15 protein-coding genes are annotated in these 14,281 nt (G+C 73.5%); 10 read left to right on the top strand and 5 right to left on the bottom strand.

Annotated elements, in window-relative coordinates; all coding sequences use genetic code 11:
* Positions 1-26: 26 nt before the first annotated feature.
* Positions 27-428: a hypothetical protein gene (locus tag BN6_RS36845; protein WP_063641852.1), complete on the bottom strand. Its 402-nt coding sequence runs from the start codon at positions 426-428 to the stop codon at positions 27-29.
* Between the two features lie 156 nt (positions 429-584).
* Between BN6_RS36845 and manB the strand changes: the two genes are divergently transcribed.
* Together manB and BN6_RS36855 are read left to right on the top strand one after the other, a co-directional pair.
* A complete protein-coding gene (manB, locus tag BN6_RS36850; protein WP_015104959.1) occupies positions 585-1,664 on the top strand; it encodes a mannose-1-phosphate guanylyltransferase in 1,080 nt (359 codons plus the stop codon).
* Positions 1,657-2,547: a DNA-3-methyladenine glycosylase family protein gene (locus BN6_RS36855; protein WP_015104960.1), complete on the top strand. Its 891-nt coding sequence runs from the start codon at positions 1,657-1,659 to the stop codon at positions 2,545-2,547. Before manB ends, BN6_RS36855 begins: the two co-directional genes overlap by 8 nt.
* A gap of 162 nt (positions 2,548-2,709) precedes the next feature.
* Here BN6_RS36855 and BN6_RS36860 read toward each other — a convergent pair whose 3' ends face one another.
* From BN6_RS36860 to BN6_RS36875, 4 genes are all read right to left on the bottom strand, one after another.
* Positions 2,710-3,564 (bottom strand): glycosyltransferase family 2 protein, encoded by an 855-nt coding sequence (locus tag BN6_RS36860; protein ID WP_015104961.1) that lies wholly within the window; start codon positions 3,562-3,564, stop codon positions 2,710-2,712.
* Between the two features lie 10 nt (positions 3,565-3,574).
* Positions 3,575-4,018: a DUF4396 domain-containing protein gene (locus BN6_RS36865; RefSeq protein ID WP_015104962.1), complete on the bottom strand. Its 444-nt coding sequence runs from the start codon at positions 4,016-4,018 to the stop codon at positions 3,575-3,577.
* Between the two features lie 161 nt (positions 4,019-4,179).
* Positions 4,180-5,304: a glycosyltransferase family 4 protein gene (locus tag BN6_RS36870; RefSeq protein ID WP_015104963.1), complete on the bottom strand. Its 1,125-nt coding sequence runs from the start codon at positions 5,302-5,304 to the stop codon at positions 4,180-4,182.
* Positions 5,305-5,371: 67 nt separating this feature from the next.
* Positions 5,372-6,421 (bottom strand): glycosyltransferase family 4 protein, encoded by a 1,050-nt coding sequence (locus BN6_RS36875; RefSeq protein ID WP_015104964.1) that lies wholly within the window; start codon positions 6,419-6,421, stop codon positions 5,372-5,374.
* 20 nt (positions 6,422-6,441) lie between these two features.
* Here BN6_RS36875 and BN6_RS36880 point away from each other — a divergent pair, with 20 nt between their 5' ends.
* From BN6_RS36880 to BN6_RS36915, 8 genes are all read left to right on the top strand, one after another.
* Positions 6,442-7,359, top strand: a complete 918-nt coding sequence (locus tag BN6_RS36880) for a glycosyltransferase family 2 protein (protein ID WP_231904841.1) — start codon at positions 6,442-6,444, stop codon at positions 7,357-7,359.
* A gap of 77 nt (positions 7,360-7,436) precedes the next feature.
* Positions 7,437-8,090, top strand: a complete 654-nt coding sequence (locus tag BN6_RS36885) for a trypsin-like peptidase domain-containing protein (protein WP_041315420.1) — start codon at positions 7,437-7,439, stop codon at positions 8,088-8,090.
* 81 nt (positions 8,091-8,171) lie between these two features.
* Positions 8,172-8,609 (top strand): CU044_2847 family protein, encoded by a 438-nt coding sequence (locus BN6_RS36890; protein WP_197540221.1) that lies wholly within the window; start codon positions 8,172-8,174, stop codon positions 8,607-8,609.
* Positions 8,610-8,656: 47 nt separating this feature from the next.
* Positions 8,657-11,149, top strand: a complete 2,493-nt coding sequence (locus BN6_RS36895) for a glycosyltransferase (RefSeq protein WP_015104967.1) — start codon at positions 8,657-8,659, stop codon at positions 11,147-11,149.
* Positions 11,142-12,233 (top strand): glycosyltransferase family 4 protein, encoded by a 1,092-nt coding sequence (locus tag BN6_RS36900; protein WP_084672840.1) that lies wholly within the window; start codon positions 11,142-11,144, stop codon positions 12,231-12,233. The genes BN6_RS36895 and BN6_RS36900 overlap by 8 nt, the downstream gene beginning before the upstream one ends.
* A gap of 165 nt (positions 12,234-12,398) precedes the next feature.
* Positions 12,399-13,250: a DUF5753 domain-containing protein gene (locus BN6_RS36905; protein ID WP_015104969.1), complete on the top strand. Its 852-nt coding sequence runs from the start codon at positions 12,399-12,401 to the stop codon at positions 13,248-13,250.
* On the top strand, positions 13,232-13,417 hold the full coding sequence (locus BN6_RS36910) for a DUF397 domain-containing protein (protein WP_015104970.1): 186 nt from the start codon (positions 13,232-13,234) through the stop codon (positions 13,415-13,417). Before BN6_RS36905 ends, BN6_RS36910 begins: the two co-directional genes overlap by 19 nt.
* A 400-nt stretch (positions 13,418-13,817) precedes the next feature.
* Entirely contained in the window at positions 13,818-14,258 is a 441-nt protein-coding gene (locus tag BN6_RS36915) for an Imm1 family immunity protein (RefSeq protein ID WP_041315423.1), read from the top strand.
* The last annotated feature ends 23 nt before the right edge of the window (positions 14,259-14,281 follow it).

Below are 14,281 nucleotides of genomic sequence, written 5' to 3' on the forward strand. Positions count from 1 at the left end.
CGGCCCGCTCAGTGAAGTCCGGCCGCTCAGCCTTCGCCGCTGAGGCGTTGGGTGAAGCCCTGGGGGCGTTGCTCCGGGCCTCCGGACAACCGCTGCGACAACGTCGGCCGCGAGGTCTCCACCTGCTGCACCGTCGGCACCGGACCGGGGGCGACGCGCAGCTCCGGCTGCGTTTCAGGAACCGGCACCGGGACCGGGGCCTGGGGCGGGACGGCCGGTGCGGGGCGGCCGGAGGCCACCTGGGCCGAGAGGATCATGGTCGAGTCGGGGTCGGCGGTGCGCGGGTCGGCCGCGTTCACCATCGACCGGGGGATCTGCTGGGTGGCCGACGAGTCCATCGGCGACGTCATGTTGTCCGGCGTCACGACGTGGATGCCACGTGCACGAGCACGGGCGAGCGCCGCGTCGGCCCGAGCGCGGGGGTCCATCCGGATCTCTCCTGCGTGTGCCTTGGGCCGGCGGAGGGGTGCCGGCGTGCCGATCGGTGACGCTCTTCGACGCGGACCTGGGACCGTGTCGTCAAGGTGCTCATGCCAGAGTATTCGCAATCTACGGGTGGAAGTAAGCGGAGGAGGAAAAACGGCATGTCGGAGCTGCAAAGCGCCGAGGCGGTGGTCCTGGTCGGGGGGAAGGGGACCCGGCTGCGGCCGCTGACCCTGTCCGCCCCCAAGCCCATGCTGCCCACAGCCGGGGTGCCGTTCCTCACCCACCTGCTGTCCCGGATCCGGGAGGTGGGCATCACGCACGTGGTGCTCGGCACGTCGTACAAGGCCGAGGTGTTCCAGGAGCACTTCGGCGACGGTTCGGCGCTCGGCCTCGAACTGGAGTACGTGGTCGAGGAGGTGCCGCTGGACACCGCGGGCGCGATCCGGAACGTGGCCCACAAGCTGCGCGAACGCGACGTGATGGTGTTCAACGGCGACATCCTCTCCGGCGTCGACCTGCGCGCGGTGCTCGACACCCACCGCGAGTCGGCCGCCGACGTGACGCTGCACCTGGTCAAGGTCGAGGACCCGCGCCGGTTCGGCTGCGTGCCCACGGACGCCGACGGCCGGGTGACCGCGTTCCTGGAGAAGACCGAGAACCCGCCGACCGACCAGATCAACGCCGGCTGCTACGTCTTCCGCCGCGAGGTGGTCGAGGCGATCCCGACCGGTCGGCCGGTGTCCGTGGAGCGTGAGACGTTCCCGGGGCTGCTGGCGTCCGGCGCGCGCCTCCAGGGCCACGTCGACACCTCGTACTGGCTGGACCTGGGCACGCCGGCGGCGTTCGTCCAGGGCTCGGCCGACCTGGTGCGCGGGGTGGCGCCGTCCGCCGCGCTGCCCGCCGCGGTGGGTGACGCGATCGTGCTGCCCGGCGCGAACGTCGACCCCGGCGCGGTGCTGACCGGCGGCACGACCGTCGGCGCGGGCTGCACGGTCGCGGCGGGCGCGGTGGTCGACGGGTCGGTGCTGTTCGACGGCGCCGTGATCGGCGAGGGCGCGCGGGTCGAGCGGAGCGCGGTCGGGGCGAACGCGCTGGTCCAGGCCGGGTCCGTGGTGTCGGACGCGGTGATCGGCGACAACGCGGTGATCGGCGCGCGCTGCGAGCTGATCGGCGGCGCGCGGGTGTGGCCCGGGGTCGTGCTGCCCGAGGCAGGGGTCCGGTTCTCCACCGATGCCTAGGACGTGGCGTCCCCCGTTCCCGCTGGACCTGGCCGGCGTGCTCGGTCCGCTCCGGCGGGGACCGGGTGACGTCGCGTACCGCGAGTCGGGCGGTCTCTGGCTGACCGCCACCACCCCCGACGGTCCGGCCACGCTGCACGTGACCAGGGCGGACGACGTGACGGCCGAGGCGTGGGGCGACGGCGCGGACTGGCTGCTCGACCGGCTGCCGGCGCTGCTGGGCGCGGACGACGACGATTCCGCGTTCGAGTGCCACCACCCGCTGATCGCCGAGACCCGCCGCCGGCGGCCGGGGCTGCGCCTGGGCGCGACCGGGCGGGTGTGGGACGTGCTGCTGCCGGCCGTCCTGGAGCAGAAGGTCACGGTCGTCGAAGCGCACCGCTCGTACCGCGAGCTGTGCCTGAAGTTCGGCACACCCGCGCCCGGTCCCGCACCGGCCGGGATGCGCGTCCCCCCGACGCCCCGGGCCATCCTGGGCGTGACGGACTGGGAGTGGCACCGCGCGGGCGTGGACGGCGCACGCCGCCGCACGCTGGTCGCCGCCGCGCAGGTCGCGCACCGCCTGGAAGCCGCGGCGGACCTGCGTGGCGAGGAGGGTCGGGCGCTGCTGCGCAAGGTGCCCGGCATCGGCGGCTGGACGGCCGCCGAGGTGGCGCAGCGCGCGTGGGGCGACCCGGACGCGGTCAGCTTCGGCGATTTCCACCTGGCGGGACTGGTCGGCTGGGCGCTGCTGGGCCGTCCGCTGGACGACGACGGCATGGCCGAGCTGCTGACCCCGTACGCGCCGCAACGCCACCGCGCCGTGCGCTACGTGGAGCTGTCGGGCGCGCGCAAGCCCCGTTTCGGCCCGCGCTTCTCCCCGCGCGACTACCGCGCGATGTAGCTCCGGCCCACCCCGTCCGACCGGCGACGGTCACCAGCCAACCGACCTCCGGAGCAGACCGAGGTCCGGAGCAGGCCGACGTCCGGAGCAGACCGAGGTCCGGAGCAGGCCGACGTCCGGAGCAGACCGACCTCCGGAGCGGGTGTCAACGTCCGGAGCGGGTCAGCGGCGGGTGACGAGCTTGAGCCGCAGCCCCAGACCGGCCTGCACGGCGAACCGCAGCGGGGCCCACAGCGGGCCTTGGTGGCGGTCGGCGAGGTAGCGGTAGGCGCTGCTGTGGTGGGCGGCCAGCATCCGGCTGGACGCGCGGGCCGTGGAGTGGCCGCCGATGTGGGTGACCTCCGCCTCCGGGACGTACACGTTGAGCCAGCCGGCGCGGCCGATCCGGTCGCCGAGGTCCACGTCCTCGAAGTACATGAAGTAGCGCGGGTCGAAGCCGTCGACCGAGTCGAACGCCTCACGGCGCAGCAGCAGGCACGAGCCGGACAGCCAGCCGGCGGTGCGCTCCTGGATCGACGCCTTCTCCTGGCGGTACTCGGTGGTCCACGGGTTCGACGGCCAGATCTTGGCGAACACGGCGTGCCCGAGCCCGCGGCCGAGCGCGGGCAGTTGGCGCGCCGACGGGTACACCGCGCCGTTCGGCTCGCGGATCAGCGGCCCGAACGCGCCGCCGCGCGGCCACCGCTTGGCGGCGTCGAGCAGCAGGTCGAGGCTGCCGGGCCCCCAGGACAGGTCGGGGTTGGCCACGACGACCCAGCCGACGTCGTCGGGCAGCGACGCGACGCCCCGGTTGGCGCCGGCCCCGTAGCCGAGGTTGCCGCCGGTCGGCAGGAACGTCACGTGGTCGTGCTCGGCGGCCGCGCGCTCCGGCACCCCGTCGGTGGATCCGTTGTCGGCCAGCACCACGGTGACCGGCCGCGTGGTCGCCGCCGCCAACGTGGTCAGGAAGCCGTCGAGGGTCTCACCGGGCGAGTAGGTGACGGTCACGACCGCCAGTCCGTCTCCGTAGCGCGTCACGCGGGCAACCCTAGTGGTGGTGGACGTGGTGCACGACGGCGTGTCCCTTGCCGCGCGCGATGAGCCACCGGTTGACCGGGACGGTGAGCACGAACGCGACGGCGAGCGAGAACGCCAGCGCGCCCCAGAACAGCCAGGACGCGAGGCCGGCGTCCATCGCGCCGGGAACGATGAGCATCACGGCGTTGTCGACGACCTCCATCACCAGGATGGAGACGGTGTCGGCGGCGAGCGCGGTCTTCAGGGCGGCCCGGAACCCGAGGCCGGCGCGCAGGACGCCGCGCAGGGTGAGGGCGTAGCCGAAGAAGAACGCGAGCACGACGGCCAGCACGATCGTGCCCCAGTTGGGCAGGCCGAGCGCCGTGCCGATGACCATGCCGAGCACTTCGCCGATGGCGCAGCCGGTGAGGCAGTGCAAGGTCGCCGAGATCGCTGTCTTCCACGATGCGTTCATGCGCGAGAGGATACCCCCCAGGGGTATGAAGCGGCCAGTCGCCACGCCCGGTGGCACACGATCGACGATCGTTCGACGATTCTCCCCGACGACCCCGACGACCCCGACGACCGCGCGGGCCGCGCGGGCGTCCAGCCCGATCCGGAACGCGAGACCGCAGGTCAGCGGCGGTGGGAGCGGGCGGCGCGGTCGTAGGCCAGGCGGTGGCGGGCGGCCGAGGTCGACCAGGAGAAGTCTTTCGCGCGGACCAGGGCCGCCGACGCCAGCGAGTGCCGCCGCGCCGGGTCGTCCAGCAGCTCGCCCAGCGCCGCCGCGATGTCGCCGGCCCCGACGCCGCAGTACGCCACCGCGTCCCCGCCGACCTCCGGCAGGCTCAACCGGCGGGTGGTCAGCACCGCCGCGCCGCAGGCCATCGCCTCCAGCACCGGCAGCCCGAAGCCCTCGCCCAGCGACGGGTACGCGACCACCTCGGCCCCGCCGAGGAAGCCGGCCAGCTGCCCGAACGGCAGGTACCCCGCCCGGATCACCCGGATCCGGTGCGGCACGGCGTCCAGGGCGCGCTCCACCTGGCTGTCCCACCCCGGCTGCCCGGCCAGGACCAGCGTCGGCGGGTCGACCCGCCCCCGGCACGCCTGCGCGAAGCCCCTTATCAACGCCGGCACGTTCTTCCGCGGCTCCAACGCCCCCAAGAACGCCACGTAAGGCCCGCTGCCCAACGACAACGACCGCCGCACCGACGCGACCTCGTCGGCGGTCGGCGGGTGGAAGCGCTCGGTGTCGACGCCGTGCTGCGCGATGTGCAGCAGCCGCCGATCCGCTCCGGCGACCCGCGCCAGCTCGTCGGCCGTGGCCCGGCTGGGCACGACGCACAGCTCCGCCCGTCTCAGCGCCGCCCTGGTCCACGCCCGGAAGAACCGGGCCTTCACCGACGAGTGCAGCACGGCGTCGGTGAAGAACGTCGCGTCGTGCAGGGTCACCACGGAGGCCGCCCGGTTGGCCAGCGGCACGGTGTAGTGCGGGGAGTGCACGACCTGCACGCCGAGCCGGGACGCCAGCCGCGGCAACGAGGTCTGCTCCCAGGTCAGGCGCGCGGTGCGGGTGGCGACCGCGTCGGCCGCGGTGATCACCCGCGACCGGCGGGCCAGCCGCGCGTACAGCTCCGCGTCCCGGGGCTGGCACACCACGCTGAGTCTCGCGCCGTCCGCGTCCAGCGCCGCCACCAGCGAATCCACGTACCGCCCGACCCCGCCCCGGTCCGTCGGCACGGCGGTGGCGTCGATCAGCACGCTGGGTTCGACGGATGACACGCGCAGCAGAGTACGGGTGGCGGACTCGCGGTTGCCGGAAAATGACTCAAACGGCCCGCGCTCCACCGGCTGACTGGTGCACCTCCCAGACCTGCCGCGCGGCGTTTTCCCAGGTGAATGCCTTGGCCCGAGCCAGTCCCGAAGCAATTACGCGTTCCGCCACACGTTGTTCACGCCACACCGATCGCAGCGCGGCCACCAACGCCGCCCGGTCGCCGCGCGGCACCACCAGGCCGGCCCCACCGCCCACCTCGACCAGCGCCGGGGCGTCCGAGTGGACCACCGGGACGCCCGCCGCCATCGCCTCCACCACCGGCAGCCCGAAGCCCTCGGCCAGGCTCGGCGCGGCCAGCACCGCCGCCCGCCGCAGCACGTGGGCCAACTCCGCGTCGGGCAGCCGCCCGAGCAGCCGGACGTGCGGCGCGCGCAGGTCGACCCCGCCCCACCCCTGCGGCCCGACGACCACCAGCGGCACGCCCAGCTCCGCCGTCGCCGCGACCAGCACGTCGAACCCCTTGCGCGGCTCGATCGTGCCGACCGCCAGCACGTACCGCTCGGGCAGGTCCGGCACGGCCCGCTCCTCGGTGAACCCGGTCACCCCGTTGTGCACCACCCGGACCGGGGCCGTCCCGGGCGCATACCGGCGCAGCGCCTGCGCCACGGCCTCGGTCGGCACGACGATCGCGGCGGCCTTCGACACCGCCCGCAAGATCACCTTCCGGTGCCACGCAGCGCCGCGCGCGGTCAACGTCTCGGGGTGGGTCCACGGCACGACGTCGTGCACCGTCACGACCACGCGCCCGCGCGGCGGTGCGAGCGGCGTCGGCGCGTGCACGGCGTCGCCACCCGGCCAGTACGGCACGCCGTGCTCCCAGGCGGCGATCAGCGCACGCCGGGGCAGCGGCAGCACGCGCGGCCCGCCGACGCCGGGGATGCGCGCCGCGCTCACGTCGGACTGCCTGCTCACCACGCCGGTGACCTCCCACCCCGGCGGGGCGGTGGCGGCCAGCGCGGCGGCCAGCTCACGGGTGTGGCGGCCGGTCCCGCCGGGCACCGGGGCCAGCAACTGCTCGGCCAGCACGACCAGGTTGGGCATGTCGCGTACCGTCTCACGCCGTGTCCAACCCGAGCACGACGGTGGTCGTGGTGACGTGGCGCGGCCGGGACCACATCACCGCGTGCCTCGACGCCCTGGCCGAGCAACGTCCACACCGGACAGTCGTGCTGGACAACGCGTCCGACGACGGCACCGCCGCGCTGGTCGCGGCCCACCCGAGCGCGCCGACGACGGTCCGGCTGCCGCGCAACGCGGGCTACGCGGGCGCGCTGGCCGCCGTGCTCCCGCACGTGGACACCGAGTTCGTCGCCTGGTTGAACGACGACGCCGTGCCCGACGCCTCCTGGCTGGAGCACCTGGAGACCGCCCTGCGCGGGACGCCGGAGGCCGCCGCCGCGACCTCGTCGTTGCTGCTCGCGGACGGTTCGACCCAGTCGGTCGGCGTCCGGTTGACGGCCGACGGCCACGGCGCGGACCTGGTGCCGGCCGGCCGCGAGGTGTTCGGGTTCTGCGGCGGCGCGGCCCTGCTGCGCACCGACGTGCTCAAGGCGTGCGGCGGCGTGCCCAGGAGCTTCTTCTGCTACTACGAGGACACCGACACGGCGTTCCGGCTGCGGCTGGCCGGGCACCGGGTGGTGTCGGTGGGCCCGGCGCGGGTCCGGCACCGGCACGGCGCGAGCACGAACCCCGGCTCCCGGCTGTTCCACCGCTGGAACGAGCGCAACCGGCTGCTCATGCTGCTGCGCTGCGCCCCGGCCGGGGTCGCGGTCGCCCAGCTCGCCCGCTTCGCCGCGCTGACCGCCGTCCTGCCGTTGCGGAGCGGCCCGAAACCCGGGAACTTCCGGCTGCCGCTGCGGCTCCAAGTGCTGGCGGAGGTCCTGCTCCGACTGCCGGCCACGGCGGTGCAGCGGGTCGCGATCGGCCGCCGTGCGAAGGTGTCCCGCGCCGCCGTGTGGCGGGAGTGGGCCGGCCGATAGGGGAATCGGGTGGAACTCGCCGAACGGTCACTGGTCAGGGTGTTCCGGAACGGCGAACCGCACGGGATCGGCTTCTGGTGTCCGACGCCCTCGCGCTGACCTGCGCACACCTCGTACCCCCGCACAACGCCCCACCCGACAACGCCCCACTTAACGAGACCCCGCTCGGCGAGACCCCGCTCGGCGAGACCTCGGCCGGCGAGGTCGAGGTGGACTTCCCGCTGGTGGGCGAGCGGACGTCCGCGACGGTCAGGTTTCGCGACGACGCGGCGGACGTCGCCGTACTCCGCCTCGACACCACGCTGGCCGGGGCGCGGGCCGTCCGGGTCGTCGCGCACGACGGCATCCGCGACCACCGGGTCCGCACGTTCGGCGTGCCGCGCAACCGGCCGGACGGCGCGTGGTCGCAGGGCGCGGTGGTCGGCATGGTGGTAGAGGTCGAGGCGCGCCGGGAGCACCGCACCGGTTACGCGCTGTCCGGCGCGGCCCTGCACGAGGCGTGGCCGGACCTGCTCGGCCCGCTCGCTCTCGACGTGGCCCGCAACCGGCTGGTGACGCTCGGACCATCCACTGTGGAGCCGGTGCACGAATCGCCGGTGCGGCACTGGGACCGGCTGTGCAGCGCTGGGGAGCGCAACCGGCCGTGCCCGGCCACGCCAACGCGGGCGACCGGCACGGCGGGATCGAGTCCGCCGATCCGCGGGCCTCGTTCACCGCGTTGTGCGGTGTGATCGACCGCAGCGGGCTCGGCCAGGATGATCGGGAGGTGCCGGCCGGGTCGTTCACCGGCCCGGTCTGTCGGGAGGAGTGACGTGGCGGAGTACGTCGAGGTGCGCACCGAGGACGGCGACCTGGTGCCGTTCGAGCTGGACGAGGAGTACGACGGGCCGGTGCGCGCGGGTCGGCGCTGGGACGCCGCCGTGGAGAAGGTGGACGAGACGCTCGAAGCGGGCATCGAGCGGGCGAAGAAGGTGGCGCGGGCGGTGGCCACCCGGATCGGCAGCATGCCGCACCCCCGGCCGGACAAGGTGGCCGTGGAGATCGGCCTGAAGGTCAGCTCCAGCGCCGCCCTGGCGATCGCCAAGTCCACCGCCGAAGCGCACATCAAGGTCACCGTGGAGTGGCAGCGCGACAGCCTGCCCGCGCCGCGGCCCGCCGAGGACGAGGACGACAAGGGCGACCGGGACGGCGGGAACGGTGCCGGTGGGGACGACGCGAAGGGCGGCGGACAGGCCGGATCAGAGGCGTAGGCCACCTGCGTCACGTGCCCGGGACCCCGATGAGGCAGGCTTAGCGCGTGGAGCGAGCAAGCCTGCCTGACGCATCCGTGGTCGTCGTGAACTACCGCGGCGCCGACGACACCATCACCTGCCTGCGTGCCCTGTTCGCCGACCTGTCCTACCCGGCGGAGAAACTCCAGGTCATCTGCGTCGACAACGCCTCGGGCGACGGCGGCGCGGAGCGGATCCGGGCGGCCGTGCCGCAGGCCCTGGTGGTCGACTCGGCGGAGAACCTCGGTTTCGCCGGCGGCTGCAACCTGGGTGCCCGGCACGCGACCGGCACGGTGCTCGCGTTCCTGAACAACGACGCCCGCCCCCACCCGGACTGGCTGCGCGCGGCGGTGCGGGTGCTGCGCGCCGAGCCGACCGTGGGCGCGGTGGCGTCGAAGGTGCTGGACTGGGACGGCCGGGCGATCGACTTCGTGGACGGCGGCCTGACCTGGTTCGGCATGGGCTACAAGCGGCACGCCGGGGAGCCCGACGACGGGTCGCACGACGTGCCGCGCGACGTCCTGTTCGGCACCGGCTCGGCGCTGGTCGTGCGGGCCCGGCTGTTCCGGGAGCTGGACGGGTTCGACGAGCGCTTCTTCATGTTCTACGAGGACGTCGACCTCGGCTGGCGGCTGAACCTGCGGGGGTGGCGGGTGCGCTACGAGCCGACCTCGCTGACCTACCACAAGCACCACGCCTCCATGTCCACAGTGGACACCAGCCGAGAGCTGTTCCTGCTGGAGCGCAACGCGTTGGCCGCGCTCTACAAGAACGCCTCCGACGAGACGCTGGCCAGGGCGCTGCCCGCCGCGCTCGCCCTGGTGGTCCGCCGGGCCACCGCGCGCGGCGAGATCGACCCGCTCCAGCTGGAGATCACCCGCCGGCCCGCCGACCCGGCCGACGACGCCGCACCGGTGCCGGTGTCGCGCCAGGCGCTGGCCGGGTTCCTGGCGATCGACCAGTTCGTCGAGCTGCTGCCGTCGCTGGCCGAGTCGCGCCAGGTCGAGCAGGCGGCGCGCCGGGTGTCCGACGCCGACCTGGTCCCGTTGATGCGCAAGGCGTTGGAGCCCGCGTACCCGCTGGAGCGCTACCTGGCCGCGCACGACGTGCTGGTGGACGTGTTCGGCATCGAGGAGCTCTACGGGCGCCCGCGCCGGGTCCTGATCGTGACCGGCGACGCCATCTCGGAGAAGATGGCCGGTCCCGCGATCCGCGCGTGGAACATGGCCGACGTCCTCTCCGACGAGCACCAGGTCCGGCTGGTGACGTTCAACCCGCTGTGCTCCCCGCCGGACGCGCCCTTCGAGGTGCGGGGGATCAAGCCGCGCGAGGTCGACCCGCACCTGGCGTGGGCGGACGTGATCGTGTTGCAGGGCCACGCCCTGGAGCTCCTGCCGCAGCTCAAGACGCCGCAGTCGACCAAGATCGTCGTCTGCGACATCTACGACCCGATGCACCTGGAACTGCTGGAGCAGGGCCGCGACGCCACCGACGAGCAGCGCGCGAAGGACCTGGTCGGCGTCACCCGGGTGCTCAACAACCAGTTGGCGCGCGGCGACTTCTTCCTGTGCGCCTCGGAGCGGCAGCGGCACTTCTGGCTGGGCCACCTGGCGTCCATGGGCCGGCTCACCCCCTCCCTGTACGACACCGACCCCACGGTGAAGTCGCTGCTCGCCGTCGTCCCGTTCGGGCTGTCCGGCAAGCCGCCGCAGCGCACCGGCCCCGGCCTGCGCGACACGCTGGGCATCGCGCCGGAGGACAAGGTCGTGCTCTGGGCGGGCGGCGTCTACAGCTGGTTCGACCCGCTGACCCTGATCCACGCCGTCGACCGGCTGCGCGGCGCGCACCCGGACGCCAAGCTGGTGTTCCTGGGCATGAAGCACCCCAACCCCGAGGTGCCGGACATGGGCATCACCGGCCAGACCCGCGCGCTGGCCAAGCGCCTCGGGCTGGTCGGCACGAACGTGTTCTTCAACGAGGCGTGGGTGCCCTACCAGGAGCGGCAGAACTGGTTGCTGGACGCCGATTGCGGGGTCACCACGCACTACGAGCACGTGGAGACCACCTTCGCGTTCCGCACCCGGGTGCTGGACTACCTGTGGGCCGGGCTGCCGATCGTGACCACCGACGGCGACTCGTTCGCGGACCTGGTGGAGCGCGAGGGCCTGGGCGTGGTGGTGCCTTCCGAGGACGCCGAGGCGCTGGCGGCGGCGTTGGAGAAGGTCTTGTACGACAAGGAGTTCGCCGCGGGCTGCAGCGAGCGCATCGCCGCGGTCCGGGAGCGCTTCGCCTGGGAGGCCGTGCTGGCGCCGCTGGTCGACTTCTGCCGCAGCCCCCGGCCCGCCGCGGACCGGCTGCCCGGAGCGGCCCCGATGGTCCGCAACCGGCCGTTGGGGCGCAAGGAGAAGTTACAGCGCGACGTGCGCCTGATCCGGGAGTACCTGGACCAGGGCGGGGCGGCCGAGGTCGCCAAGCGCGCCACCGGCCGGGTCCTCAAGAAGCTGCGCGGCAATGGTTGAGCCGCTCAGGGTGCTCATCGACGGCACCCCCCTGCTCGGGCACCGGACCGGGATCGGCCGCTACACCTCGGCGCTGGCGGAGGAACTGGCGTCGATGGGCGACGCCGTCGACGTCCGGGCGGTCGCCTTCACGCTGCGCGGGTGGCGCGCGCTGCGGACCGTGCTGCCGCACGACGTGACCGCGCGCGGGCTCCCGGTGTCGGCGAGGTTGCTGCGGCAGTTCTGGCTGCGCGGGCCGTTCCCGCCGGTCGAGCTCCTGGCCGGACCCACTGACGTGATGCACGCCACCAACTTCGTGCTGCCGCCCGCGATCCGCGCGGGCGGCGTGGTCACGATCCACGACCTGGCGTTCCTCGACGCGCCCGGGGACCTGCCGCCCTCCGACCGCAGGCTGCCCGAGCTGGTCCGCAAGTCGGCGGTCCGCGCCGACATCGTGTGCACGCCGACCCAGGCCGTCGCGAACGTGGTCACCGAGCGGTACGAGGTCGACCCGGAGAAGATCGTCGTCACGCCGCTGGGCGTGGACCCGGCGTGGTTCGCCGCCCGGCCGCCGGGCGACGACCTGCGCGCCCGGCTGGGCCTGCCCGCCGAGTACGTGCTCTTCGTCGGTGCCGGCGGCCCGCGCAAGGGCCTCGCGACGCTCGTGGACGCCCACGCCACGCACCCCGTCCTGCCGCCGCTGGTGCTGGCCGGGCCCGGCCACGCCGGGAAGGACGGCCGGGTGCTGCGGACCGGGTACCTGAAGGACGTCGACCTGCGCAGCGTGGTGGCGGGCGCGACGGCGCTGGTGCTGCCGTCGCGCGACGAGGGTTTCGGCCTGCCGGTGCTGGAGGCGTTGGCGTGCAACGTCCCCGTGGTGTGCACGGACGTGCCGGCGTTGCGCGAGGTGGCCGGCGGCCACGCCGTGCACGTGCCGGTGGGCGACGCGGAGGCGTTGGGCCAGGCCCTGGTGGACGCGGTGGAGACCCCGCCGGAACCCGCCGAGCAGGCGGCACGGCGGGCGCACGCGGCCGAGTTCACCTGGCGCAAGACGGCGCAGAAGACCGTCGAGGCCTACCGCCTCGCCGCGTCCGCCCGCCGCTGACCCGCCGGCGCACCCGACCGGTCCGCCGACGCGGGCGGGCGGCCCGGTGCCGCGCCGTGGGCTCTGAATCGGTGGAACACAATTCTGCCAAGCTGTCCTTGCCAGTCGAATTCAGCGTCAAGACTTGGAACAAATTTCCAAAGATCACCGTGATCGGGGGACGCGATGACTCCGAAACAGCGCCGACTCGCCCGCCGGCTGCGCCAGCTGCGCACCAACGCGGGTGTCGGCATTGACGACGCCGCGGCGCACCTCGGCTGCAAGCACCCGAAGATCACCAAGATCGAGCTGTGCCAACTCGGCGCGAAACCCGACGAGGTGCGCCGGCTGTGCGAGCTGTACGGCGCGGGCCGGGCGACCGTCGAGAGCATGGTGACCCTGGCCCGCACCGCCAAGACCCGCGGCTGGTACCAGAGCTACGACGACGCGGCCAACCCCGGCAACATCGAGTTCGTCGACCTGGAGTCCGACGCGGTCAGCGTCTCGGCGTTCCAGATCGACCTGGTCCCGGGCCTGCTCCAGACCCCGGACTACTCGCGCGCGGTGATCCGCGCCGCCCACCCCGACCTCGCCGAGGACGTGCTGGCGCAGCGGGTCGAGCTGCGCGCCAAGCGCCAGGACCGCGTGCTGGACGGGAGCCTCGCGGTGTGGGCGGTCATCACCGAGGCGGCCCTGCTGCGCGCGACGGGCGGTCGGGAGGTGCACCTGGCCCAGCTCGCCCGGCTCACCGAACTGGTGGCCCGGCCCAACGTCCAGTTCCAGATCATCCCGAACCGCGCGGGCGAGCACATGGCAATGGGCGTGCCGTTCTCCTGCTTCCGATTCGACGACGGATATGGAACGGCGGTGGTCGACCACTTGAGTGGAACGTTGTTCTTGGAGGAAGAACAGGACGTCGACCGGTATAGGCTCGCCTTTCACCATCTGTGTGGTGTCGCGTCGAGCCAACCGGATTCACTGGCTCTGCTTCGCCGCTACCTCGAAGAGGAGCACAGCGAATGGGAATGCCGGAGCTGACCTCGAGAACCTGGCGGAAGTCGAGCTTCAGCGGCGGCAACTCCGACTGCGTGGAGGTGTCGCTCGCCCCGACCGGTGTCGGCGTCCGCGACAGCAAGAACCCGCAGGCCGGCCGGCTTACCGTGCCCCGTGCCACCTGGCGGATCTTCCTCGCCGCCCTCCGCTGACCCACCGGTCTCCACGGCCCCCGGCGCACTGCGGAGGGGCCGCCAATTGAGACGGCCAATGCTGCGCAGAGTAGAGCGCCGGCGACCGTGCGACAGCCGACGTGGGCGTAGCGGCGGAAGGCGCTAGGAAGTCCGCACCGGGCGCTCCCCCGCTCCGCTGGTGAGCACGCTCCACGAGATCTGCCGCGAACCGGTCACGGCACAGACACGGCGCAGAAAGCGCTGGCGCTCACCATCGGAGCGCTGCGCGGAGACATCAGGAAGTCGCCCGTGGTCGGACATGACGGAAAGGCTCCCGCATTCATTGTCCGCAAAACAGTGTGCGAGGCCGGCTCCACTCCAACGGCGCAACCCCCGCCTCGGGTGGTCACTCAGCGCGTTCACTGCGATGATGCCGCCCATGAGCTTCACCGCTGTGTGGCCGATCAACGACCCGGAAGACGCCGAGGCCGCCGACGAGTCGACCGTCGACAGCCCGCAGGACGTGGACGCGCTCCTGCGCCGCCTCGCCGAGCCCGGTGCCGGGCCCGCGGTGATCGAGCACCAGGACCGCCCGCTGCTCGACGACACCGAGGGCCTGCTGGGCGCTCCCGGCCAGACCAAGATCCCGGACCACGACGTGGCCGCCGCGATCCACGCCGGCTTCGGCTACCTCACCTACGCCGACCCGGACCACGACTACTCGACCCTCGTCGGCGACCCGGGCTCCCCGGAGTACCGCTCCGAGTACGTCGACTACCCGGCCGGCACCGGCGTGCCCGTCGAGGCGCTCGGCGCGGCGCTGAAGGACTTCCTCGCCACCGCCGCGCGCCCGACGTGCGTCGAGTGGCAGAACGCCTGAGAGGCCCCGGACCGCCGACGAGG

Source organism: Saccharothrix espanaensis DSM 44229 (assembly GCF_000328705.1).
Classification (GTDB): domain Bacteria; phylum Actinomycetota; class Actinomycetes; order Mycobacteriales; family Pseudonocardiaceae; genus Actinosynnema; species Actinosynnema espanaense.

Bases quoted from the DNA above. Each gene is read 5' to 3' on its own strand.
- BN6_RS36900 (WP_084672840.1), top strand. From the start codon at position 11,142: ATGGTTGAGCCGCTCAGGGTGCTCATCGACGGCACCCCCCTGCTCGGG.
- BN6_RS36845 (WP_063641852.1), bottom strand. From the start codon at position 428: ATGGACCCCCGCGCTCGGGCCGACGCGGCGCTCGCCCGTGCTCGTGCA.
- BN6_RS36915 (WP_041315423.1), top strand. From the start codon at position 13,818: ATGAGCTTCACCGCTGTGTGGCCGATCAACGACCCGGAAGACGCCGAG.
- BN6_RS36905 (WP_015104969.1), top strand. From the start codon at position 12,399: ATGACTCCGAAACAGCGCCGACTCGCCCGCCGGCTGCGCCAGCTGCGC.
- BN6_RS36910 (WP_015104970.1), top strand. From the start codon at position 13,232: ATGGGAATGCCGGAGCTGACCTCGAGAACCTGGCGGAAGTCGAGCTTC.
- BN6_RS36865 (WP_015104962.1), bottom strand. From the start codon at position 4,018: ATGAACGCATCGTGGAAGACAGCGATCTCGGCGACCTTGCACTGCCTC.
- BN6_RS36875 (WP_015104964.1), bottom strand. From the start codon at position 6,421: ATGCCCAACCTGGTCGTGCTGGCCGAGCAGTTGCTGGCCCCGGTGCCC.
- BN6_RS36855 (WP_015104960.1), top strand. From the start codon at position 1,657: ATGCCTAGGACGTGGCGTCCCCCGTTCCCGCTGGACCTGGCCGGCGTG.
- manB (WP_015104959.1), top strand. From the start codon at position 585: ATGTCGGAGCTGCAAAGCGCCGAGGCGGTGGTCCTGGTCGGGGGGAAG.